The organism is Sporomusa acidovorans (genome assembly GCF_900101845.1).
Classification (GTDB): domain Bacteria; phylum Bacillota; class Negativicutes; order Sporomusales; family Sporomusaceae; genus Sporomusa; species Sporomusa acidovorans.
Window position 1 is genome coordinate 1 of the sequence record NZ_FNAM01000010.1, and the last position, 24406, is coordinate 24406.

At 47.9% G+C, this 24406-nt stretch carries 23 protein-coding genes; 20 read left to right on the plus strand and 3 right to left on the minus strand.

Annotation, left to right across the window (positions count from 1 at the left end):
* From BLR65_RS08840 to BLR65_RS08870, 7 genes are all read left to right on the plus strand, one after another.
* Positions 1 to 332 (plus strand): ISAs1 family transposase (locus tag BLR65_RS08840; RefSeq protein WP_143122534.1); only part of this gene is annotated, 332 nt, incomplete at its 5' end.
* Between the two features lie 129 nt (positions 333 to 461).
* On the plus strand, positions 462 to 1829 hold the full coding sequence (gene glmU, locus BLR65_RS08845; RefSeq protein ID WP_093793832.1) for a bifunctional UDP-N-acetylglucosamine diphosphorylase/glucosamine-1-phosphate N-acetyltransferase GlmU: 1368 nt from the start codon (positions 462 to 464) through the stop codon (positions 1827 to 1829).
* A 5-nt stretch (positions 1830 to 1834) separates the two neighbouring features.
* A complete protein-coding gene (locus BLR65_RS08850; protein WP_093793833.1) occupies positions 1835 to 2782 on the plus strand; it encodes a ribose-phosphate diphosphokinase in 948 nt (315 codons plus the stop codon).
* A gap of 191 nt (positions 2783 to 2973) precedes the next feature.
* Positions 2974 to 3606, plus strand: a complete 633-nt coding sequence (locus BLR65_RS08855) for a GNAT family N-acetyltransferase (RefSeq protein WP_093793834.1) — start codon at positions 2974 to 2976, stop codon at positions 3604 to 3606.
* Between the two features lie 17 nt (positions 3607 to 3623).
* Positions 3624 to 4442: a polysaccharide deacetylase family protein gene (locus BLR65_RS08860; protein ID WP_093793835.1), complete on the plus strand. Its 819-nt coding sequence runs from the start codon at positions 3624 to 3626 to the stop codon at positions 4440 to 4442.
* Positions 4443 to 5012 (plus strand): aminoacyl-tRNA hydrolase, encoded by a 570-nt coding sequence (pth, locus tag BLR65_RS08865; protein WP_093793836.1) that lies wholly within the window; start codon positions 4443 to 4445, stop codon positions 5010 to 5012.
* Positions 5009 to 6232, plus strand: coding sequence for a radical SAM family protein (locus BLR65_RS08870; RefSeq protein WP_093793837.1), 1224 nt, complete (start codon positions 5009 to 5011; stop codon positions 6230 to 6232). Before pth ends, BLR65_RS08870 begins: the two co-directional genes overlap by 4 nt.
* A gap of 1 nt (position 6233) precedes the next feature.
* Here the strand turns inward: BLR65_RS08870 and BLR65_RS08875 are convergent, their stop codons facing one another.
* Entirely contained in the window at positions 6234 to 6662 is a 429-nt protein-coding gene (locus tag BLR65_RS08875) for a hypothetical protein (RefSeq protein WP_093793838.1), read from the minus strand.
* Between the two features lie 459 nt (positions 6663 to 7121).
* Between BLR65_RS08875 and BLR65_RS08885 the strand changes: the two genes are divergently transcribed.
* From BLR65_RS08885 to BLR65_RS08920, 8 genes are all read left to right on the plus strand, one after another.
* Entirely contained in the window at positions 7122 to 8945 is a 1824-nt protein-coding gene (locus BLR65_RS08885; RefSeq protein ID WP_169716718.1) for an FAD-dependent oxidoreductase, read from the plus strand.
* A 2-nt stretch (positions 8946 to 8947) separates the two neighbouring features.
* Entirely contained in the window at positions 8948 to 9889 is a 942-nt protein-coding gene (locus BLR65_RS08890; RefSeq protein ID WP_093793840.1) for a succinate dehydrogenase/fumarate reductase iron-sulfur subunit, read from the plus strand.
* Entirely contained in the window at positions 9890 to 10747 is an 858-nt protein-coding gene (locus BLR65_RS08895; protein WP_093793841.1) for a CoB--CoM heterodisulfide reductase iron-sulfur subunit B family protein, read from the plus strand.
* Between the two features lie 165 nt (positions 10748 to 10912).
* The gene (locus tag BLR65_RS08900; protein WP_143122535.1) at positions 10913 to 11224 is read left to right on the plus strand and encodes a hypothetical protein; all 312 of its coding nucleotides are present in this window, start codon (positions 10913 to 10915) and stop codon (positions 11222 to 11224) included.
* Positions 11225 to 11229: 5 nt separating this feature from the next.
* Positions 11230 to 12147: a methyl-accepting chemotaxis protein gene (locus BLR65_RS08905; protein ID WP_245692631.1), complete on the plus strand. Its 918-nt coding sequence runs from the start codon at positions 11230 to 11232 to the stop codon at positions 12145 to 12147.
* A 129-nt stretch (positions 12148 to 12276) separates the two neighbouring features.
* Positions 12277 to 13770, plus strand: coding sequence for an amino acid permease (locus BLR65_RS08910; RefSeq protein WP_093793844.1), 1494 nt, complete (start codon positions 12277 to 12279; stop codon positions 13768 to 13770).
* Between the two features lie 247 nt (positions 13771 to 14017).
* Entirely contained in the window at positions 14018 to 14677 is a 660-nt protein-coding gene (locus BLR65_RS08915) for an N-formylglutamate amidohydrolase (protein ID WP_093793845.1), read from the plus strand.
* Between the two features lie 4 nt (positions 14678 to 14681).
* Entirely contained in the window at positions 14682 to 15038 is a 357-nt protein-coding gene (locus BLR65_RS08920; RefSeq protein WP_093793846.1) for a hypothetical protein, read from the plus strand.
* 214 nt (positions 15039 to 15252) lie between these two features.
* Here the strand turns inward: BLR65_RS08920 and BLR65_RS08925 are convergent, their stop codons facing one another.
* Positions 15253 to 15861 (minus strand): ferritin family protein, encoded by a 609-nt coding sequence (locus tag BLR65_RS08925; RefSeq protein WP_093793847.1) that lies wholly within the window; start codon positions 15859 to 15861, stop codon positions 15253 to 15255.
* Positions 15862 to 15989: 128 nt separating this feature from the next.
* Here BLR65_RS08925 and BLR65_RS08930 point away from each other — a divergent pair, with 128 nt between their 5' ends.
* The gene (locus BLR65_RS08930) at positions 15990 to 17510 is read left to right on the plus strand and encodes a sensor domain-containing diguanylate cyclase (RefSeq protein WP_093793848.1); all 1521 of its coding nucleotides are present in this window, start codon (positions 15990 to 15992) and stop codon (positions 17508 to 17510) included.
* A 30-nt stretch (positions 17511 to 17540) separates the two neighbouring features.
* Entirely contained in the window at positions 17541 to 19241 is a 1701-nt protein-coding gene (locus BLR65_RS08935; protein WP_093793849.1) for a sensor domain-containing diguanylate cyclase, read from the plus strand.
* 35 nt (positions 19242 to 19276) lie between these two features.
* On the opposite strand, the gene BLR65_RS08940 is transcribed toward BLR65_RS08935, so the two are convergent.
* A complete protein-coding gene (locus BLR65_RS08940; protein ID WP_093793850.1) occupies positions 19277 to 20830 on the minus strand; it encodes a glycoside hydrolase family 26 protein in 1554 nt (517 codons plus the stop codon).
* Between the two features lie 208 nt (positions 20831 to 21038).
* Between BLR65_RS08940 and BLR65_RS08945 the strand changes: the two genes are divergently transcribed.
* The 3 genes from BLR65_RS08945 to serA all read left to right on the plus strand — a co-directional run bounded on the left by BLR65_RS08945 (position 21039) and on the right by serA (position 24043).
* Entirely contained in the window at positions 21039 to 21212 is a 174-nt protein-coding gene (locus tag BLR65_RS08945; RefSeq protein WP_093793851.1) for a DUF362 domain-containing protein, read from the plus strand.
* Between the two features lie 132 nt (positions 21213 to 21344).
* Positions 21345 to 22028 carry a Crp/Fnr family transcriptional regulator gene (locus BLR65_RS08950; protein ID WP_245692633.1) on the plus strand — a complete coding sequence of 228 codons (684 nt, stop codon included), beginning with the start codon at positions 21345 to 21347 and terminating at the stop codon, positions 22026 to 22028.
* A 434-nt stretch (positions 22029 to 22462) separates the two neighbouring features.
* The gene (gene serA / locus BLR65_RS08955; RefSeq protein WP_093793853.1) at positions 22463 to 24043 is read left to right on the plus strand and encodes a phosphoglycerate dehydrogenase; all 1581 of its coding nucleotides are present in this window, start codon (positions 22463 to 22465) and stop codon (positions 24041 to 24043) included.
* Positions 24044 to 24406 lie beyond the last annotated feature (363 nt).

Consider the following 24406-nt stretch of genomic DNA (forward strand, 5'->3'; position numbering starts at 1 on the left):
ACGTAAAAAGCGGCAAAAAAGCAGAGGCGGAAATTCGTTTGTATATTACGAGTATGAAAGGCACTATCGAAGAAATTGCCCAAGCTTCCCGGTCGCACTGGGGAATTGAAAATAATTTACACTGGGTGTTGGACGTTGGGTTTCGAGAAGATCAGTGGCAGACGCGAATGAATATCGAGGCGGCAAATTTATCACAATTGAGGAGACTGTCGGCAAATTTGTTGAAGTTAGAATCTGATTATAATGCCTCTATTCAGCGCAAGCGCTATCGTTGCTCGCTAGACCCTGACTATATGGACAAAGTCCTTTTTAATCCCTGCCTTTTTTCATGAACATGCCCTGGTTGGCAATTACTTTAATTATCATACTTGGAGGAATCTGCAGCTTAGTGTCGAAAAGAGAATAGTTCACTCAATAAACCGAGCCTGAACTGCCCCGCAGTCAGGAATGGAGGTATATCGATGTCAAATTTGATGGCTATCATCCTGGCAGCCGGCAAAGGCACCCGGATGAAATCAGCCTTGCCCAAGGTGCTTCACCAGGTAGGTGGTAAGCCTATGGTCCGGCAAGTGCTGGATGCGGCTGCATTCGCCGGAGCAGATAAGAAGGTTGTTGTAATTGGCTTCGGTGCACAAACTGTAGCTGAGGCATTAGCCGGTCAGGCTGAGTTTGTTGTTCAGACTGAGCAGCTGGGAACCGGGCATGCAGTTATGCAAGCCAAGAAACAATTGGCGGCTTTTGCGGGTACCGTAATGGTATTGTGCGGTGATACGCCGCTTTTAACAGGAGGACTGCTGTCAGAGCTTTACGCTGAGCATAATAAGCAGCAGGCTGCTGCAACCGTACTTACGGCAGTGATGCCAGATCCGGCCGGCTATGGGCGGGTTATCCGGAATCAGGCCGGCCAGGTGGAAAAGATTGTCGAACATAAAGATGCCAGTCCGGCCGAACTCTCGGTAAGTGAGATCAATACCGGGATTTATTGCTTTGAAGCTGGGAAATTGCTGGCAGCATTAGACGGTTTGACCTGCGATAACGCTCAGGGCGAATATTACCTGACCGATGTAATTGCCATTTTAAACAAACAAGCTCAGAAAGTATGGGCGGTAACAGCGGGTGATTACCGGGAAACATTAGGAATCAATTCCCGCCTGCAGCTGGCGGAAGCCGAGAGCATTATCCGGCGGCGGAAACTGGAAGCCCTGATGGAGAGCGGCGTTACCATTATGGATCCCAACAGCACATTTATTGATCTCCAGGTGGAAATCGCCCCTGACACCATTATTTATCCGTTTACCTGGATTGAAGGACAAAGTAAAATTGGCGCCAATTCCCTAATTGGTCCTAATACCCGCCTAACCAACACCATAGTGGGCAATAACACGACCATTCATTTTAGCTATGCGCATGACTGTACTGTCGGCAGTCATGTTATTCTCGGGCCCTATGTACATTTGCGGCCCGATACCTGTTTGCAAGACGGTGTAAAAGTCGGTAACTTTGTTGAGGTAAAGAACAGTGTTGTTGGTGAAAAGAGTAAAATACCGCATCTCAGTTACATCGGTGATACGGATATGGGTGCCGGTGTTAATATTGGTTCAGGCACGATTACCGTAAACTATGACGGCAAACTAAAACACCGGACCACAATTGAAGATGATGCATTTATCGGCTGCAATACTAATTTGGTAGCGCCGGTGAAAGTTGGCAGTGGTTCTTATGTAGCTGCCGGATCGACAATTACCAAAAACGTTCCCCCCGGTTCCCTGGGAGTAGCACGCGCCCGTCAAAACAACATCGAGGGCTGGGCGGAAAAACAGCGGAGGTAGGATAAATGGAAGATACAAAGAGATTACGAATATTCAGTGGCAACGCTAATCCGGAATTGGCCAAAGAGATTGCCGCTTATCTTGGGCTGACGGTAGGCGATGCCTTTGTTGGCCGGTTTAACAACGGAGAAATTCAGGTAATGATTGACGAAAGCGTGCGTGGCACCGATGTGTTTATCATTCAGCCGACAAGTTTCCCGGTCAATGATAATATGATGGAACTGTTAATTATGATTGACGCAGTCAAACGGGCTTCGGCCAGAAATATTACGGCTGTTATTCCTTACTATGCTTATGCCCGGCAGGACAGAAAGACGCGTGGCCGTGAACCCATCTCGGCCAAGCTGATGGCTAACCTGCTGACTGTGGCCGGTGCTACCCGGGTTGTCACCATGGATCTCCATGCCGGCCAGATCCAAGGTTTCTTTGATATTCCGGTGGATAATTTACCAGGTGTTCCTACCTTGGCTGAATATGTAATGTCTTTAAATCTGGAAGATCTTGTTGTGGTATCGCCCGATCTGGGCGGTGTATCCAGGGCGCGGTTGTTTGCTGACCGGATGCATGCGCCCATTGCCATTATCGAAAAACGCCGTCCTGCCCCCGGGGTTGCCGAGGTAATGAACCTGATCGGCAGTGTGGAAGGAAAAACAGCTGTTATTGTGGATGACATTGTGGATACAGCCGGTTCCTTGACAGAAGGGGCAAATGCTTTGGCCAGAATGGGTGCTAAAGCGGTATATGCCTGCTGTACTCATGCAGTTTTAAGCGATCCGGCGGTAGAGCGCATCGAAAAATCCAATATTACTGAACTTATTGTTACCAATACGATTCCCATAACCGAGGGCAAGGCGTCTCCCAAGATTAGGGTGCTGTCGGTGGCTCCGCTTCTTGGCGAAGCCATTATCCGGATTTTTGGTGAGCTATCGGTTAGTAAGTTATTTGACAACTGAACCCGGTGGAATTGCATGCCTAACTGGCATTACTCCACCCGTCTGTGCCTGCAAAACTTTTTTAATATTGTAGTCTGTATGTTTGACGAACCTTTTACGGTCGTTAGTAAGCCGGCAGGTTAGTCAAAGCTTAATAAGCGGAGGATGTAAATAGGGCGCGAATATCGCGCCCTATTTGCCAATAAACTTCTATGAACACTTACTTCATTGTGAGGGCTCAACCGGCCGATGTGCCGGCCATTGCCCGCTTATTTACCGCAAGTTTTACTGAAAGTGTATTGCATCACTGTGGCGGCCGCTTGCCTAAGCCTAAAGCCATGGAAGATGTATTTGCCTTGGTTTGTCAAGCGGAGCCGCGAGCGGCATTGCTTGCCAAGACCGAAGACGGGCAGTTGCTGGGATATTGTTTTGCACCGGTCCGTCTCAGCCGGCTTTGGGTCCGGGCCGTTACCGGCGGACATTTGATCAAATGGGCCTGGCGCTGGCTTACCGGGCAATACGGTTTTGGACTGCAGCCTGTGAAAGTGATTTTCCTTAATAAACTGGCTTTTCTGCAATCGGCCGCTGCTCCTGGCAAAGCGGCCAATGCCCGCATTTTATCGATTGCCGTCGACCCGGCCGCCCGGGGAAACGGTGTGGCCAGCGCGCTGATGGCGGAAGCTGACCGGTACTTTAGGGAAAATAACGTGAAACGAGTTCGGCTGGAGGTGCGGCCGGATAACCGTCCGGCTATCCGTGTTTATGAAAAGCTAGGATATTATCCCGGGGGGACAACGTACGATTCCCAGGGTCCCTGGCTTATCATGTTTAAAGAAATTTCCTGAAAAGGGGCAACTCTATTATGTTTGACACCAAAGTCCGGCTTATTAGTATGTTGGGGTTGCTGACGATTATTGTTGTTATTAGCCTGTTTCTGGATTATTTGCGGATACTCCGGCGGCCGGTGCGGCTGGGGCTCAGTGTAGCAATTCTTGGTATTATCGCCGGTTTTGTTTTAACGTTAAATGCTGTATTGCCGGCCAACCATTTTTATGGTCCGGTGATTTCGGAAAGCAGGACAAATCAGAAACTGGTGGCGCTCACCTTTGACGACGGGCCCTATCCGCCTTATACCGGTCAAATACTGGATATCTTGAAGGAACGGCAAATACCGGCTACTTTTTTTGTGATTGGGCAAAACGCGGCGAAATACCCGGACCTAATCCGGCGGATTGCTGCTGAAGGCCATCAATTAGGCAATCATACCTATCACCATGTTGATTTACTAAAGCTTGACCGGCAAGGGATCATCTCCGAGATCGAACAGACAAATCAAGTGATTGCCAACACATTAGGTTATGCCCCGCATGTCATACGGCCGCCGCATGGGTTCCGCGACGCCGTCGTGATGAACGTTATGGCCGAATATCAATTGAAAGTCGTTGAATGGTCGGTGTCCAGCCGGGATTGGGTGAACCCGGGCGCTGAAGTAATTGCCGAGCGTACCCTGGGGAAAGTTCACAACGGCTCGATCATCCTGTTGCATGATGGTGACGGAATTGCCGCCGCCTTGCCCCGGGCGCAGACCGTGGCCGCTGCCCGCATCATTATTGACAGGCTGCTGGCGCAGGGATATAAATTTGTTACTGTTGATGAAATTCTTAAGGTTTCGGAGGAATAAATGAAAATTGTAGTGGGTCTGGGCAATCCCGGACAAGAATATAGTGCTACCCGCCATAATATTGGTTTTATGACGGTTGACAACCTGGCCGAACGCTGGGCGGTGACGTCCTGGCGTGAACGCTACAATGCCATGGTGGCTGAGTACCGGGGAGAGGAAACCGTGCTGCTCGTAAAGCCCCAAACGTTTATGAACCTTAGCGGCCGGGCGGTTGTGCCACTGGCTGCCTTTTATAAGGTTCCTTACGAAGATATCATTGTTATTTATGATGATCTCGATTTGCCAACAGGGCGGTTGCGCCTCAGACTGAAAGGCGGTTCAGGCGGCCACCGCGGGATAGAATCTCTGCTTTATGAGTCAGGAAAGGACGATTTTAGCCGGGTTCGCATTGGCATCGGCCGGCCACCGGCGGGCTGGGAAACCGTTAATTATGTCATTGGACGGTTTACAGCCGAGGAAATCCCCGTCATTCAGCAAGCAATCGATAACGCGGCGGATGCGGTCGAATGTATTTTGCAAGAAGGCTTTAACAAGGCTATGAATAAATTTAACAAAGGGCAGGCAGGATGATTACAACGCTTTATGCCGATAAAAACGGCGAAATATTTGACGCGCCCGGCTGTCAGGCGGTTGCCCGCTGCGGCCGTGATTACCTTGCCTTACGGCCGGAAGATTTGATTCCTTTGCCGGAAGGCGCTGAGCTGATGTTTCTTCCCGGCCGCGATGCGCTAAGAATGAAAGGCGGCGTGCCGCAAAAACTGAAAGGCCGTCTGGCGGTGGCCGCCATGCTGCCTGTTGGCTATACCCGTACCTTGCTGCCTGCCTACGAACAGCAGGCAAATGCCCCTTTGCTGCCGCTTTACGGCTATACGGCGGCAGCTCTCTTTCATGATGAAATCTATGTGGCAGCGGTTAAAACAGCGGATAATGCCAAGTGGCATCCTTATCGCTATAATACGCCGGATTTAAAAAAACGGGTTTTCCGGGTAAAACGGGATGTGCCGGACAATCGTTTGGTAGAGCATTTGGCCAACTGCTCGCTTACCTGGCATTGCTGTACGGCACAAAATTTATTTTACCGGCGATGGGAAGCAGGTATTCCCGTTAGCCCGGTTTGCAACGCCAACTGTCTGGGCTGTATCTCGCTGCAGCCGTCCGAGTGCTGCCCGGCGCCGCAAAGCCGGATAACGTTTACCCCCTCGCCGGCAGAAATTGCGGCAATCGGCGTTTACCATCTGAGTCATGCCCCAGATCCAATTATCAGCTTTGGGCAAGGCTGCGAAGGAGAGCCTTCGCTGGCTGCCGAGACTATTGCGGCGGGAATAACAACTATCCGCAAAAAAAGCGCGCGCGGACAGATTAATATCAACACGAACGCCGGGTTTACCCAGGGGATCAAAACCATAGTCGATGCCGGCTTAAACAGTATGCGGGTAAGCATCATCAGTGCAATTCCCGCTACCTACGATGCTTATTACCGTGCTGTCTACAGTTTGGATGATGTGAAACGCTCCATTTTCTATGCCAAACGGCGTGGCGTGTATGTTTCTCTCAATATGCTGCTTTTCCCCGGTCTTAACGACCGGGCGGAGGAACAGGCGGCCTGGCTTGAGTTTTTACAGGAAACCGTTGTCGATATGATTCAACTGCGAAACCTTAACTATGATCCTGACGCCTTTTTGCAGGCTATGCCGTCAGGCAGCCGGGCCGGGGGAGTAAAAGCGTTTATTGAAACCATAAGCGACAGGCTGCCGGCAATTAAACTTGGCAGTTTTACCGAGAAAAACTAATCTATTGTTGCGTCCGCTCTATTGTCAGCGGGTGAATGGTATCGACGCCAATGGTATAGGTAAGCGATTGCCCGTCATTTCGGATCTTTTCGACAATCTGGTAGACTGAGGCGCCAGGGCCGGCGAGAAAGGGAATTTTTAGCTGGCAGTCTGAGCCTTCAGCGCTAGTGTAATCAAAAGTTACTTGATTCTGTCCGGCAGTCAGTGTTTTGAAGATTTGCGGCACCCCTTTGTCGACTAATACGACGGCGATACCGTTAATTTCGGCTTTGTTTCCATTGGGAAAGGTGATTTTACTATTCCAAAAATCAGAATTTATCATGACGTTTACATGTAAAGTTTTATCGGCAGCATAAACATTTGGCACCGCTATTCCGCAAACAAACAGCAGTAAACCGGCTAATACGAGTAATACCTTTTTCTTTGGCATGGTTCAGCCTCCTTATTCGTGTTTTAGTTATTGTTCCGCATTCCGGGAGCTACTTCCTGCTAAAATCTATATTTCAATTAAAAGAAGTTTGCCGGCGCAGGCGGGTAGTATATTGACAAGGCTGGCTACTGGCGTTTCTAGGCTAAGCCCGCTGAATTGGGAATTCAGATAAAAAAATATTATCGGCAAAGATAAAAATAGTCTTATAGAATTCCAGGTGGAATTCTATAAGACTATTTTCTTTACCAATGTTTCTTAGTATCCGGACAGGGCTAGCCGGTTGCCGGCTGCTGGTTTCGCGGTTTTCCGGCTTTAGGATATGAACAGGATTGATTCTTCCATAAATTTTTCTTATCAAGGTTGATAAGATCAAACTATTTCCGCTTTCGACATATATATAGTAAACTATGACGGGAAATTGTATTTTTATACTAAAAGTGGGTGAATATTGTGGAAAAAATGTCTCGGCGTGCATTTCTAAAAATTGGCGCGGCAGCAGGGGCTGCTGTTGTGGCCGGCACGTATTTTCACTGGTTCGGGGATAACATTCCTGCGACAGTACGCAATGGTACGGCGATGTATGATGTACTGATTATCGGCAGTGGCGGTGCCGGAATGCGGGCAGCCCTTGAGGCTGCACAAAATAAGGGGCTGAAAATAGCGGTTATGACCAAAATGGTCCCAACCCGTTCCGCAACTACGATGGCCCAGGGAGGAATTAACGGTGCTGCCCGGGTTACCGATGACAAAGACTCGCCGGAAGCGCATGCCTTTGATACAGTCAAAGGGGCTGATTACCTGTGCGATCAGGATGCGGTTGCCTATTATGCGGAAAAGGCGGCAGAAACCTTGTTTGAACTGGACTATTTCGGTATTGCCTTTAACCGCCAGGAGGACGGACGCTTCCATCAGCGGAAAATGGGCGGCAGCTCCTATGCCCGAGCCGCCTATTCGGCCGACATATCAGGTCATGCGGTACTGCACACCATGTTTGAACAATGCCTGAAACATGACATTGATTTTATTTCTGAATGTCAACTGCTGGAAATCGTGGCTGACAAGGGAAAATTGAATGGCGTTGTGGCTATTGATATGCGTAGTGGCAATATGCTATCCGTTCCTGCCAAATCTATTATCGTCGCTACCGGCGGTTATGGCCGTGCTTACTGGGTTCGGACATCGAATCCATTTAGCTCCACCGGTGATGGGATTGCTGCCTGCCTTAATATTGGCATTCCGTTCAAGGACCCGGAGATGGTGCAGTTTCACCCCACAGGCCTGGCTAGCAACGGTGTGCTAATGTCAGAATCCAGCCGGAGTGAAGGTGCTTACTTATTAAATAAAAATGGTGAGCGGTTTATGGCCAAATATGCGCCCAAGGCTATGGAATTAGGGCCTCGTGACCTGGTTTGCCAATCAGTGGAAAAAGAAATATTGGAAGGACGCGGTATTGGTGAGGGCCTGAAGGCAGCCGTGTATCTCGACTTCCGTCACATTCCCAAAGAGCGGATCATGGAGCGCTTATTCCAGGTATATCAATTAGCCAAGCAATTTGAGGGCGTCGACATTTTGGAAAAGCCTGTGCCGATCAGAGGAACATGCCATTACTCCATGGGCGGCATTGATGTTGTGGACTATAAAACCTGTGCTACCAAGGTGCCCGGCGTGTTTGCGGCCGGCGAGTGCTCCTGTGTTTCGATACATGGTGCCAACCGGCTGGGTGCCAACTCCTTGAGTGAAGTGCTGGTATTTGGCAAAACGGCGGGAGCCGGTGCGGCCCAATATGCAAAGGATACCGGCTATGAAGGAAGTAAAGAAACATTACAGGCTGCCGTCGACCGGTGGAATAAGAAGTTTGATGAAGCCACCGGCAGAAGCAGTGGTTCTTCCGTTGCTGCTATTCGGGACAAAATGGCCATTACCATGTGGAACAACGCCGGAATTTTCCGCACCGAAGCCGGTTTACAGCAAGCACTGCGTGATCTTGACGGTCTGCAGGAAGAATATAAAAACTGTTTTGTGGGCGATACCAGCCGAACCTGTAACACGGCATTTATGAATTATGTAGAGATCGGCAATCTCCTGGAAATTTCAAAAGGCATTGTCATGGGAGCCATTGCCCGCAAGGAAAGCCGGGGCAGTCATTCCCGTCCAGATTTCCCCAAGCGGGATGACCAAAAATTCCTGCAACATACCTTGATTAGTAAGGAAGGCGGCACCTTTAAAACTGATTATCGTCCGGTGGTCATTACGAACTACAAACCGGTAGAGAGGAAGTACTAATCATGCAGATTATATTACATGTTCAGCGATTTCTTAATGGCAAACAGTGGATACAGGACTATAGTGTCGAACTGGAAACAGGCATGACGGTTCTTGCAGCCCTGATGAAAATAAAGGAGACCATAGATCCGACCCTGACTTTTACGGCATCATGCCGGTCAAGTATTTGCGGGGCCTGCGGTGTGCGGGTAAACGGCAATGCCCTCCTGGCTTGTGAGGTGCTGGTGGAGGATTTGGCCAAGCGCTATAACACCCAGGTTCTTACGGTTGAGCCATTAGCCAATTTCACAGTTCTACGTGATTTAATAGTAGACTGGAAGCCCAAATATGAGAAGCTGAAGAAAATTAAACCGGCGCTGCAGCCTAAAGACGAATTTAGCATTACTACCGGCTGCAAGCAGTCGCGTGATGATTTCAAAAAGTATAATAAAAACTCGGAATGCATCTTATGTGGTGCCTGCGTGTCCGAGTGCAACAAAAGTACGGCTGATTCCAGCGATTTTCTTGATCCGTTCATTTTTGCCAGAGCACAAAAATTTGTGGCCGACTCCCGTGATAAGGACCCGGTTGCCCACTTGGATCCCGCTGTCAAGGAAGGTCTCTGGAAATGTATGAACTGCCAGGAATGTGCCACAAAATGCCCCAAAGGCCTTAATCCTGCAGAAGACATAGAAAAACTGCGCATTGCCACTTTTAAGAGAAAGTTACCCAGTAACGCCGGCTCTGATCATGCGCAGGCTTTTTATGATGATGTTCATGATACCGGCCGCCTGAATGAAATGAAACTTGGCCTGAAAACAGAAGGGTTAAAATCCGCGCTGCGTATTCCTGTTGCCTATCGGCTAATGCGAGTGGGCAAACTAGCGCCGCTTGAACAGACTGAAGCCATTCCGGAAATCGAAAAGGTACGTACGATCATGGCCGCGGCAAAGGAGGAAAAATAAATGAAATACGCATTTTTTCCTGGTTGTGTTCTCCGGGGAGCTGCAAGTGAAGCCTTTTTGGCTACAGTAAAGGTAACGGAGGCTTTAGGAATTGAACTTGTTGAAATTCCAAGCTGGACATGCTGCGGTGCGTCTCATTTGCAGGATGTTGATGATATTACCGCCCTGGCCATCAACGCCCGCAATCTGGCTATTGCCGAAAGTATGGGGCTGCCGGTTATGACGGTATGCAATACCTGTACGCTTGAGCTTAGGCGGGCAAAAGAAGCTTTGGATCATGATGCCCAGCTTAAAGGCCGAGTAAATGCCATATTGGCCAAATCAGGCTACGAATATAAGGGAACGGCGGAAGTTACCCATCTCTTATGGGTGCTGGCATCTAATCCGCAGTTGTTTGACAGTAAGATTGTTAAGCCGCTAAAAAGTTTAAAAGTCGCCGGTTATTATGGCTGCCATATACTGCGGCCGCCCAAAATTATGAACTATGAAGACCATCTGAACCCGCAATCCCTGGAAAAAATCATCGGCTTGCTTGGGGCCCAGGCGGTGAACTTCGATTTTAGGCTTAAATGCTGTGGTTTCCACGCTTTTTGGACAGCGGAAAAAGACGTCCTGAAAGTTACCGGCCAGGCCGTGGACAGCGCCGCTAAGGCTGGCGCCGAAGTAGTGGTCACTCCTTGCCCGCTGTGCCAGATGCAGCTTGATATGTACCAGCCTGAGGGAAGAGACGCCGCCAAGACCAATGCGGAGCTGCCCATACTGCATTTGCCGCAGCTTATTGGTTTGGCATTAGGCATGGATAAAGCGGAGCTTGGTATTGGCCGGCACGTTTCGGCCGCCGATAAAGTTCATTCATAATGAATAGCGGCAGCAATTTTGGTAATAACTGTATAGGAAATTTTTGAAATTATTATTTCACCGGAAGCATAAATTGCGATATTTGCGCAATCTATGCTTCTGAATTTTTAAGGTATATGGTTTATCCCTAAACGGGAAACACCATAGGGAAGCGAGGCAATGATTATGAAGATAACTAGCGTGCGGAGCCGGCTGTTAATTTTGTTATTGCCGTTCTTTGTTCTATCGTTCGTGATCCTTTCAGGCGTTAGCTATTATTTTTCCACAAGTGCACTGACTAAGAGCATTAATGAAACGGCAGCAGCGATGAATTCTGACTACTCCCATCAAATAGAGGCTGTCGTTGAAGCGCGGGTTATTGAATTGGAGGCTTTGGCCAGCAATAAAATTATCCGCAGCAATGCCGATCCCGGGCAAATTGTCGAGTTGCTTGCCGAAACCCATAAACGGACAGGGGCTTTTGACGGCGGCTGGTAGGCCAAGTGCAAACGGAGGCAGAACATGTCAGCGCCTCTGGCGAGCAATTAACTGCCAGTGCCCGGCAGTCAGCCGCAGCGTCTAATCAAGTAGCCAAATCTATTACCCAAATAGCAGGCGGTACGGCCGCTACTGCCCAGTCGGCAGCCGATATGGAAGCTACTGCCGCGCAAATGGCGGATAGTACCAGGCAAGTATTGGCTGTTGCCCGCCAGGTGGCAGATATCGCCAAAAGCACTTCCGGCCAGGCAGAAGACGGGCAAAAGTCCGTACAGCGCGCAGTGGAGCAAATGGTTCAAATCAGCCAAGGCTCGCAGGCGGTAGACGAGGCGATAAATGAGTTGGCGAAAGGATCACAGGAAATAACGGAGATTGTCAGACTTATTTCGCAAATTGCCGGGCAAACCAATCTTTTGGCGCTCAACGCAGCCATCGAGGCCGCACGGGCCGGTGAACATGGAAGAGGGTTTGCGGTTGTAGCAGAAGAAGTGCGAAAACTGGCAGAGCAGTCAAATCAGGCAGCGCAGCGAATTGGGGTGCTGATTCAAAGAAATCAGGCTAATATGGAACAGGCCGTCACGGCGACACGCGCCGGTACGGAAGGTGTCCAAACCGGTATTGACGTGGTTCATTCTGCCGGCGAAACCTTTACAGGGATCGTAAAATCCTTTAGCCTGCTGTCTACACAAATTGATGAAATATACCAGCTCCTCAATAAAGTGGCAGCAAACAGCGATACGCTTGCTGAGGCTATACAAAAAATCGACACCGTGATTAAGAACAATGCCGCCGAAACGGAAGCGGTATCGGCGGCTACGGAAGAACAGTCCGCATCTGTTGACGAAATTGCTGCTGCCAGTCAAGCCCTGGCTAACCTGGCTGTTGATTTAAAAACGTCTGTTGAGAAGTTTACGGTAAAATAAAGTAGTAGAAAAAAACAATTTTCCGTGTTTTATATGAACCAGGTAATAAATGCAAGCTGATCTGGTTATATGTTAGCCCTTCTTGGCAGATACTTGTTATGACAGAAGGTCAACGCAAGGAGGGCTAACATGAAACATACAGGTGACAATTTATCGGCTTGGCAGTTAACTATTATGGCTCTGGGAACCGTTATCGGGGGCTCTTTCTTTCTCGGGTCGGCTGTTGCCATTCGCGCTGCCGGGCCGGCAATCGTACTCGCGTTTGTATTTGGCGGCGTACTCGTCTATGCCATTTTGTATGCGTTATCGGAAATGACGGTCGCCGACCCGGCACCGGGATCTTTTCGCACCTTTGCCGAAAGGGCCTTTGGCCCTGCAGTCGGCTTTGTTGTCGGGTGGGTTTACTGGATCGGCTTGGTACTAGCGATGTCAAGTGAGGCAATTGCCGTATCAGCCTTGCTGCAAAACTGGCTCCCGGGCACTTCCCTTCCTTTACTCGGAGCGACCGTGATTATCCTGGTTACGGTTCTCAATCTATTGGGGGCAGACCGTCTAAGCAAGCTGGAGGGCGCTCTTTCAGCAATAAAACTACTTGCCATTATCGGTTTTGTGGTACTGGGTGCCGCCCTCATCGGCGGGGTAATGCCGGGGCAAGCGGCGGTAAGAGCGGGAGCTTTAGCGACAGAGCCTTTATTGCCGTCAGGCATCGGCGGTGTTGCCGGGAGTATGCTTATTGTTATGTTTGCCTACGCAGGCTTTGAGATTATTGGCCTGGCCGCCTCTGAGACCACAGAGCCCGATAAAACCGTGCCGCGGGCCATTACCTATACGGTAATTAGCCTGGTAGGCTTATATGTTTCTACTGTCATCGCACTCTTGCTGCTTGTGCCGACGCAAGTATTAACGACAGAACAAAGTCCGTTAGTGACAGCCTTAGCCGCGTGGAATTTGAATTGGGCCGGAAACGCTATTAATAGTGTGCTTGCTACTGCTATTTTGTCAACCATGCTGGCCGCTATGTTCGGACTGGGGCGAATGTTGCGATCGTTAGCGGAGGAAGGTCATGCGCCGGTCTGGCTGAGAGATGGCGGAGACATTCCTTACAAAGGCATCGTTTTTTCCGGTGTATCTATGCTTATCGGATTAGGCCTGGGACTTTTGCTGCCGGCGCAGGTCTATCTTTTTCTTGTCAGTTCCGGTGGCTTTTCGCTGCTTTTTTCTTATATGGTCATTCTTTTGACCCATTATAAATTAAGAAAGCTGCAAGGTTGTCCACCGCGGGGGAAATGTCAACTGCCGGGTTTCCCGGTGACCTCTTGGGCAGCTTTGGGAAGTTTAGCTTTGATTATTGCCAGTATGCCCCTGATTCCCGGGCAGGGAGCAGGAATGTTCGCCGGCTTGGGATTTGTGGCTTTATTTTCTTTAATCTATATTGTCACTAAGCGTTTGTACGAAGTGAAAGATAGGACAGATAAAAAGACCTGGGGTAAAAGAAGTTTGGGGCTAGCCAATATGCAGTTTGAAACTGCGGCGGAAATTGCCGCCAGGGACAAAAAAGCCCAGGCGCGAAATTCTAAGCGCAATGGAGGTGCGGCTGAAGGGGATCAGCGGGAAGAAGAATAACGGGTATATTACATACCTTCGTATTTGGATCCTGGTGTAAACGCTGCCGGAATTTCACGATATATTACTGTGAATTCCGGCAATATTTTTTTGCAGGATTTGCCGGCTGAAGAAAAGAATTTAATAGAATATCCGGCAGCGGCCTATCAAAAAATATCCTTGCAATCGTAAACACAGCATACACTCTGTTAGGCAATATCAAACACCGGCCTAAGGGTGTAAAAAAATTTGCAGGGGGCTTGGATCATTGAAAACCGGAAATTATGTCAAATATGCTTTTGGCGGAATTTGTTGTCATGTTGATGCCGTGCATGCCGCTTTTCCGAAAGCGGACCGCTTTACTGATGAGATTGCCGCCGGGGTTATGGATAGAACGGGCTGTGCCGGTATAATCGGCACAGTTTCCAGAACCATTGCCGATCTTAACCGTCCGCCGGGACAGGGAAACGATGAGGCGGTCTGGGAATACCGGGAGGTCATCGGTCAATTTCTTGCCGGTATGGGGTTGCTCGCGCCAGGAAGCCGCAGCTTGGCCAGACCCTACCTGCATATTGGCATTCATGGCATGAAGGATCAACTGCATGGCCCCTTTAGTATTGAGGTGGGAACCATTCATGGCCGGACATGCTCAGTCAGAGTCAGACGCTGGTTTGGAGAAACGCTGAAGGAAAAGGTTCGGCATGCCCTGCCGGCAGCGAAAGTGATTTTCGATAAACATTGGCTTGGCAATCCGTCACTGGCCGCTCATCGCTGGGGCGAGGGACAACGCTATCCGGGGTACGGCAAGAACTATAATGCTTTTCAGGTCGAGATTGCGCGGACCCTTAGAGAGTATCACCGGCAAACGATGATTGACATTTTAGCGGATGTGGTTACGGAATTTAATGTTACATTTTCCAGGAGGTAGCATTTTGGTTAAAATCAAAAAAAATCTTAGTGACAGTGATATGTTGAAAGGCTGGCAGGAACAAACAACCTTTGAGACGGAGACGCTTGACGAGCCAGCCCGGCAGGCGCCTGGCAGGTTTGACAGAAAGGAGCCGGCGGACGACATCAACAGTGCCTATTTAACGCCAGAACTTAAAGAACAGATCGGCAAGGCGTTGCTTGAGCTTAAACTCAAGCTATATAAAGAAGGTATTGTTGATTATCAAATCAAGGTTTCCAGTCAGGATAAGCAGGTTCTGCTTACTGCGGTTCCTGTCAAAGCCAAAACCGGACAGGCTTCAAAGCAGCCTGTACAGCGTACAGGTAAACTGAAAGGATAGGTCAAGCGGCCTATCCTTCTTTCGTCAACAGAATTTATAATTAAATTCTGTTGACATAAGTACAACCAGCGGCTAGTGCTTTCGCTACCAGGTTCGGCGTTAGCCGGGTTTTCTAAGCTATCAGAAAGGAGAACTTTTCTGATTATAAGTAGGAACGACTAAGATTTCCGCCGGCATCCTAAGGGACTTGACATAGGTTAAGTCCTTTCTTATGCTAATCCTGCTCTTCCGGCAAGGGTTCATGGGTAAGTTCAAACAAGGCGGCGGTAAATTCGGCGATATGCTCTTTTTCTTCATTCATAATGTGACAAAATAGCTGCTGTACCTCAGGATCCTCGGCATCTTCCATATACTGCTGATACTTATTTATTGCCTGAAGTTCATCCGTTAAGGCTCTGGTCAAAAGTGCCACAGTCGGCATATCTTTGCGGTCAGGCGGGACAACCTGAACATCTTCTGCCTCGCTCTCCTTCGCAATAGCAGCTTTGGTCTTTGGCTTGAACAACGGACGGGTCATCAATAGGACATCAAGCCCTTCATCGCGCAACATTTGCGCCTGAACAGGATCTAAACGGGAAATTTCCCGCATGAGTTCTATATAGTGCTCCATTTCGTCCTCGGCTACATCAAGAAAAAGCCGGGGCATGCAGGATGAGCGGGCTGCTTCCAGATAAAAGGCAATCGCTGTGCGTTCGTCGGCGGCGGCATCACGCAAAAGCAATAAGTCAGGATGATTGGGACAATCTTCTGTCAGGCAGGCACTCTGCGCTTCTGCCATGACCTTAGCCTTTGACAGTTTTTTAGAAGCCCGAAATAAAGACATATACGTCACCTCCAATACTTTCTATATTGTATGCCGGGAGGGAATTCAAAGTTAATAGGGCAGGATATTTGTTATAAGTGTCAAATTATATTGTGAATATCTGTATATTAAAAAAAAGAGGCGGACAGATGAGCGAACAACAAACCAATCAACTTGTCGCTGAATTAACAGCTGAGTTAGAGTCACTCCAAACTGAAAATGTCCGGCTTAAAGAAACTCAGCAACAAATTGCTGAAATAAATAATAATTATCTTATGCTGCACTACCTTACCAGCAGTATTCAGGCTTGTCAGACTACCCGGGAGCTTTGGGAAACTTACCTGCACAATTTAAGTGATTGCGGCTTTAATTATGATCATGTTGCCGTGTTGCTGGCGGATGAAGACGGTAATTTTACAGAACGGTTAACCTTAGCAGCAGGTAAGGTTGTGCAAACAACTGTGCTGCAGACGAACGGATACATTCTGCAGGCTATTAGCACCAAAGCCGCGGTTACATCTCCTGATAATCTAAAGGCTGCTTTGCCAATTGCCGGCAAGTCCGGCAAAATAACAGCCATATTGTTGGCGGAAAAGGCCAGTGGAATTTTTTTTGAGGATTTGCAGCTATTAGATGTCTATATCAGACAAACGGCTGCGCTCATTGATAATATTATGCTTACTGAAAAGTTGCGACATTTTCAAGAACTGTTAGGGCGGCAGCTGGATCAGTTTGTCATGCTTCATTATGTCACTAAGGCCATTCATGATGCCGGTAACTATTATGATGTTTTGGAAAAATATCTTACGACACTATGTTCGTCATTAGGATTTGATTTTCGGGAAGGTATTTTATATATTTTAGCGGAAAATAAATTACAAAGGGCCAGTCTTCAGGGAGAACAGCTTGAATTAGTGGAAATGGAAGCAGCGGAAGGCCAATTTTTAGAAAGCGTGGTAAAAACAAAGCAATATAAACTTTCTGACGATAGCAGGCATTTATTAATGCCGCTTAATTCTTTCGGTAATGTTACTGCGGTTATCGAAATCAACCATGATGTGCCAATAACACCGGAACAAATTCAGATATTGGAGATATTTGCCATGCAGACATCCTCGGCCATTGATAATACGCGGCTGAAGCTGCATTTGGAATATGTAAGTTTTCATGATCAGCTTACCGGACTCTATAATCGAGCCTATTTTGAAAGAGAAATTCAGCGGATTGAAAAAGAGGATACGAAGCCGGTGGGTTTAATTATTTGTGATTTGGACGGGCTGAAAGTGATTAATGATACCTGTGGTCATGCCGCCGGCGATTATTTTATTGCGACAGCTGCCGAACTGATTAAGACGGTAGTTCCTGCTAACACGATTGCTGCAAGGATTGGCGGTGACGAATTTGCTATTGTTATTCCCGGCAGTACGGCAAAAACAACGAAACAAACCGGTCTGGCCTTAAAAAAAGAATTAAGGAATTACAATGCCCGCTTGCCTGTTATGCCGCTGGGAATGTCCGTTGGCTGGGCGACAAGAACCAAACTGATTAAAATGATTGATGTTTTTAAGCAGGCCGACAGCCGCATGTATCAGGACAAATATCTTCATGGCGAGGCTAGCCGTAACTATATTCTGAAAATGCTTACCCAGCGACAGCAAGGTAAATCATAGTCTGTAGGAGGCCTATATGAGGAGGATTTCATGGAAAGAGCGAATATGATTGGCGGTAAGTATAGCAAGTATCTGGTCCTTGCAGCTATCGTATTGCCTTTAATCTTTATTGCGGAAGTTGCCTATGTAGAGCGGCAGCCGGTAAAAATTATCAATCAGGAGCAAACGAAAGAAGTGGCTAAGCTCAGAGCGGAGGCCAAAACGGCCTGGCTGTCCAGCCAGGCCGCTTATGTAAGAGGTCTGGCCAATTCGAGTATCGTTACTGCTGACTTAGAAACCGCTCAGGCTGATTTTCAGAGTTTCCTTGCGGCCAAAACCGGTTTTATGGCACTTGGCTATGCCGGCACTGATGGAAAAGTTGTGCTCGATACCAGCGGTGCCCGGGGCAATGATATTTCCGGCCATAATTATTTTACGGAAGCAGTTGCCGGGAGGGAATTTACAGGACAGGTATCAGGAACCGACTGGCTGCTGAGTGAAGATGTTACTATTATCGCGCTGCCTGTCAGTCAGCATGGTGCGGTAACCGGTGTCGTTTATGGTGTCATTCGCCAGGAACCCATGGATACTATGCTGGCCAAACTGGTTCCCGGGACTATTATCGAACCCCGGCCGGTTGACCGTTGGCTGATGTGGCTGGGAGTGGTCTATTTATTAGGAATCATCCCTTTACTGCTTCTGGTCTATTTGCTGTGCCGGCAACAACCGCCTGTTATGCCGAAAAGAGCTCACAAGCATACTCCTGCTGCCGGCAAATATATAACAAGGACGCCTGACGCCGCAATCTCCGTTTTTCACAGGGAAAGGCCAGTATTGTCCAGAGAAAAAGAAAGGGTTACTGCCGAAAAAGGGTTTGCAGATGATGCAGTTGCGACGACCCCTGAAGCGGCGATTGCCATCAGAAAAATAGCCGAAATTGTTGCTGCCGATCAGATGCATGAGCAGCCGGATACACCTGATATGTATGCTAAACCGGCGGTTAAACCTGCTGCGACGACGCCGGCGGCGGTGATTGACAGGGTGTTGGCAGTCGCGGCCTACAACAAGGGTAGAGCGGCGAGTATGAGTCAGCCTAATGCACCGGCCAAGCGGGTGGCGGCAGCACCGGTTGAACCGGTGCCAATGCCGGAATTGAAACAGCAAAGCGTGATTATTGCCCCGGTTGTGTCTTTACCGACGTCTCTTCCTACTGAGAAGGCATTGCCTGGACAAAGTAGTGCGCCGGATTTGCCGGTTTACGACACTCTTACGAATACCTTGACACGGTCGGCATTTGAGAAAAAAATAACTGCCCAATATGGACAGTCTGAACAAGGGATCGTTGTTCTCAGTATTGACGGAATGAAAGTAATTAATGACTTTTTAAATACTTCAGCCGGTGACAGGCTTATCAAGGCTGCCGCCGATATTCTTATAGCCGTATCAGGGTCTGAATACACGGTTGCCCGTGTTGATGGGGACCAGTTTGCTGCGTTGCTGACAGCCGTCTCAACAGACCGGCTGGAAGAAATTAAAAAGGATATTAAGTATTTTATTGATCTCCATAATTTACGTGAGCCGGAGTTGCCACTGAGTATAACGGTGGGGACGGCTATGGCCAAGCATGGAGAAAATTGGACTGCGGTTTGGCAGCGGGCAGCTCGCGATATGGAAAGCCACAAGGCCGTTAACCGGGTAGAGGCCCGCCGCTTCATTATGTGGTCAATGAAGCGTTACCGACGGAAATCGTAACGGCTGAGAAACGGAATCGTTTATTTCATCCGGTATTAGCGGCGGGTAAACTTGGTTAGTCCCTGACGGAAAGCGGCTAACGTTTCTTCGGTTTCATCCAATAAATAGATCCGGCCAGGCTGTCCCTGCTGATCATAGTCAATTCCGTTCCACCAAACAGCAATTTTTATTTTGTTTAATGGACCGATTTGGTCGAACATTTGCCTAATCCATGCAGGCTTATCGCCGCCCACGGAATTGGAACCGAACTCGGTGATCATAAATGGTTTGGCAAAATGCTGGTCGTATTCCCGGTAAATGCTCGGATAAATGCTGGAAAAATCACGCCATTTTTCCCCTAGAAAATAGTTGCCGGTGTTATAGCCTGTTAAGCCGATAACGTCCACATATTCGTCACCGGGATAGTACATTAGGTAGTGGTTCCACTTAAAATCAGGGAAAGATAAATCATGGGGGTTCCATACCCAAATGACGTTGTCAACATCATTTTGGTCAAAGATAGTGCGAATGTACCGCCACATGGCTTTGTACAACTCGGCATCCTTACTGTAATAGTGGGCGGAGTACCAGCACCAGTCGCCGTTCATTTCGTTATTTAAGCGAAACAGGACAGGATGGCCGAAGGCTTTTAGCTGGGTGGCATAGCGGTTGAAATACTCATCATATTTCCCGTCCAGAATGTCATATATGGCACTGGAATTATCCGTAAAGTTATAGGCTGTCTGTAATGTCAATTCCACTGTCCGACCGCGTTCATACGCCGCCTGCAAGCCCATGACCGGCAGGTTTTCGTCAAAAGACTGATAACGGACTAAGACGGGAAATGTGTAGGTAAGCTGGCTTTCGAGGAGATCCAGCTTTTCAAATGTCTGCGGTGCGCCCGGTTCAAATATCCCAAAGCGCAGCGGACTGGCCGGACTAAAGAATTTATCATAAAAGGCACGGGTTTCGGAGTTAAAGGGGGTATGCCCCTGGCTGACAGGCAAATTGAAGCGCGGCGTGCCGCGCCGTTCTGTCAGCCTGAAACTGTCGGCAATTTCTGCGGCGTTTTCGATCGGCTGAGTGGATTTTATCATAACCGTGTAGACTTCGTTAGTATCTTTAGCCAATTCAATACTGGCGTAATAGTTTTTATCGTTAGGTACATGACGGAGCTTATGTCTTGCCCAACTCAGAAGATGGACGGTGAAGCCGTTTAGCCGGTAGGTTTCTTCAGCTAATAACGTATGGTCACGGGTATTGGCGAGAAATTTTTTACTGTAAGCCATGTAGTCATTCACTGTTGTTGCCGTTCCTGAGAAATTATCATGAAAAATTTCTATGCGTAAGGTATTGCTGGTTAAGACTGTGACTACCGGTGATAAGGAAGCGTCCACTGTCATCCTTTGGGGGACAAGCAGAGAATAACCATTCGCGTAGTCAGTCAGTCGTTCATAGTAGTCATCAACCGAACAGGTTACTTTGAGATCATCATTGGGTCCGGGAGCGAAACTTGCGTATTCGCCGTTAATGATTGAGGCCGCAGAAACCGTATGGAAGAACAAGATGGTTAAGAACAGAGTCAGCATTAAGTGCGAGAGGTTGCGCATGGGCGAATCTCCTTATTGAATGTCCAAAATATAGCCTAATTATATCATAAAAAACAACAATTTCCTTATGATCAGTTTCTTAAAAGCAAGTTAAATTGCAGATACTATAAAAATCATGCGGTGCATGATCTTTATTACAGGGATGCACAGTTGCCGAAGCTTCTGCAGACCGGCAGAAGATCCATAACAACGGAAAGGAGGAGAGATCGTGGCCTATAAGATTAATTCCGAATGTGTCAAATGTGGAGCCTGTGCCGAGGTTTGTCCGGTAGGGGCCATATCCGAGGGGAGCAGCCAATATGAGATTGACGCCGGTACGTGTGTTGACTGTGGCGCTTGTGCGGCTGTTTGCCCGGTGGGAGCGATTAGTCCTGGCGACTAAAAAGACTAAGAATAAGGGAGGTTATTATGGACAAAAGTCCAGCTTGCGAGCTGGACTTTTATATATATATAATAAGAGTAACAGAAAAAACAAAATGTCGGCAGGACTTAGGTTTGGGGAAGGGGAATGTTTGTGCTGGAACTGGAATATCTTAGGAATATACCGATTTTTGAGCAGTTGACGCCGGATGATTTGGCTGCTATTAATAAAGTCACTATTGAACGGCGTTATAAGAAAAATATGATTATCTTTATGGAGGATGAGCCCGGCGAAGGGTTTCACTATGTAAAAAGCGGTAAGGTCAAAATTACCAAAATGACGCAGGATGGCAGAGAGCATATTCTGAATATTTTAGGCGCCGGCGAAGTTTTTGCCGAAGTCCTGTTATTTAATCGAGGTCCTTATCCCGCTACGGCAGTTGCCCTGGAAGATTCTGTTATCGGTATTATCAAGAACAGTGATCTCGAACATGTAGTGTCGCAAAATACCCGTATTGCCTTGCATATTATCCGGGTAATGAGCAAAAAACTAATCCATGCACAAATGAAGATTAAGACACTGGCACTATCTGATACGTATTCACGGACAGCCCAAATTCTGCTGCATTTATCCGGGCAGTATGGCCGGCCGGTTGCCGGCGGCATCCGGATCGATGTGGATATGACTCGCCAGGAATTAGCTAATTTAGTGGGGACAACGCGTGAGACGGTTAGCAGGATACTAAGTTCCATGAAGAGGGATAAGGTCATTGATTTTTCTGAGCAGCAAATTATTGTCGTGAATGAAGAAAAGCTTAACAGATATGGGGAAAGTTAAGGTTACTTTAGCAATATGTAATGATTTTAAGAAAATGCATTTGTAAAAAAGACACTTGACTTACAGTTGTGTACACGATATAATAATTTCAAATTAATATTTCATCCACGATGAGCAGGAAGCCGAATGTACGGTATTCAGAGAAACGGCGGTTGGTGCGAGCCGGCATACTAAACAAAAAGGTTCCGCCTGGGAGTGGCTGGTGATGAATCAGAACGGGGGCCGCCCGCTATAGCGGCTAAAGTTGGCCGGAAGGCAACATGGGTGGCAACGCGGGAATAGCTCTCGTCCCTATTGGGATCGGGAGTTTTTTTATTTTTCTTGGACACAAATGTTGGTTTTTGGTCTAAGCTGGGTGGCAACGCGGGTAAGAACTCGCCCCAATTTTATTTGGGGCGGGTTCTTTTTTCAGATTAAAAAAATGGAGGTATACTATGAAGGTATTAGTTTCCGAGCAAATTGCTCAAAAAGGTATTGAAAAACTCACGCAAGAAGGTGTAAATGTAGATGTTAAGCCAGGCCTGCCACGGGAAGAACTCCTGTCCATCATTGGCGAATATGATGGCCTGATTGTCAGAAGCAATACTAAAGTCAATGAGGAATTATATCAAAAGGCGGCTAAGCTCAAGGTGGTCGGGCGGGCCGGCAACGGTGTAGACAATATCGAAATGGAAGGCGCAACCAAGCGGGGAATTATCGTTGTTAATACGCCTGAATCCAATGTCGTTTCGGCGGCTGAACTGACAATCGGCTTGCTGTTTGCAACTTGCCGTAATATTCCCCAATTGCATAATCGGCTTAAAGAACGGCTTTGGGACCGCTCTGGCTTAAAAGGCATGGAACTGCAAGGGAAAACAGTCGGCATTGTCGGTCTGGGACGAATCGGGTCTTTGGTGGCAACCCGCTTGAAATCGTTTGGTATGACTATCATTGCTTATGATCCTTATATCAGTGATACCCGCTTTCAGAAGCTGGGTGTGGAGAAAAAAGAAACCTTGGATGAACTGATGAGTCAGTGCGATATTCTTACCATTCATACACCTAAGACAGAAGAGACCTACGGCATGATCGGCAAGGAACAATTTAAAGTTGCTAAAAAAGGACTTACTGTGATCAACTGTGCCCGGGCGGGGCTAATCAATGAGGCGGCGCTGATGGAAGCCCTAAAGGCAAAAATCGTTAAGCGGGCGGGAATTGATGTATTGGAGGGAGAACCCCACGCGACATCGCCGCTACTGGAATTTGACAACGTAATTGTAACTCCTCATGCCGGTGCTGATACGGTGGAAGCACAGGATAATGTCGGGATCACGGTGGCACAGGAGGTGGTTTCCGCGCTGCGGGGAGAAATGGTGCCCAATGCCGTGAATCTGCCTACACTGCCGGTACAGGAGCTGGATGTCATTCAAGCCTACCTGCGTTTAGGTGAGATCATGGGCAAAATGTATTACCAGCTGGAAAAAGAAGCGGTGGAAAAAGTCGAAATTATCTACCAGGGCGAGGTGGCTTCCCTGGAAACGCCGGTTATTTCTCTCGCTATTTTGAAAGGTCTGTTTGAGCCTGTCCTCAAGGAACGGGTCAATTATGTAAATGCCCAGCTTATTGCTAAAAACCGCAGTGTCAAAGTAACCGAAAGCAAAGAATCCACAGCCGACAATTATTTAACTTTGATTACGCTTAAGGTTATGTCAAAGGGGAAAGTATTTACCATCAGCGGTACTACTTTCGCCAAAGGGGAACCGCGTATTGTTGAAATCAATGGTTATGAATTTGACGTTAATCCCACCCCTTATATGTTGATAGCGGAAAATATTGACAAACCGGGGGTTGTAGGACAAATGGGAACCTTATTGGGGGCCGGTAAGGTCAATATTGCCACCATGCAGCTTGGACGCAATTTTACCGATCAGCAAGCCATGATGGTTTTAGCCGTTGATTCTGAGGTTTCCAGGGAGACTTTGCAATTCTTAAGTGGCATCGAAGGCATTTTGCGGGTCCGTTTTGTAAAAATATAGTGATTTTGCTGCCGGGATTGCCTGAAGGAAAAAAGCATTCACTATAGCAGACTGCAGAAAGAATCTCCGGTACTATAGGAAAGCCAATAAAGATTTTCTTTTCAGGGTGTTAGTAACACTCCACCGCTGTCGCTTGACTTACACTGATACTAACACCCTGACTGTAAATCTTTACTGAATACTATGATAGCTTCTTTTATGCGCTAGTGGTCTGTAAGCTCTAAGGCTATAGAATTAGGGTTTACAGACCACTGGCTATATAGAGAGTTTTCGTTCTTTCCCCGTGAGGTGTACTGTGCATTTTGAAGACAATTTCGACGGGTTTGTCCGTTAATTCCTGCGTTTGGTCATAAATAAGTATTA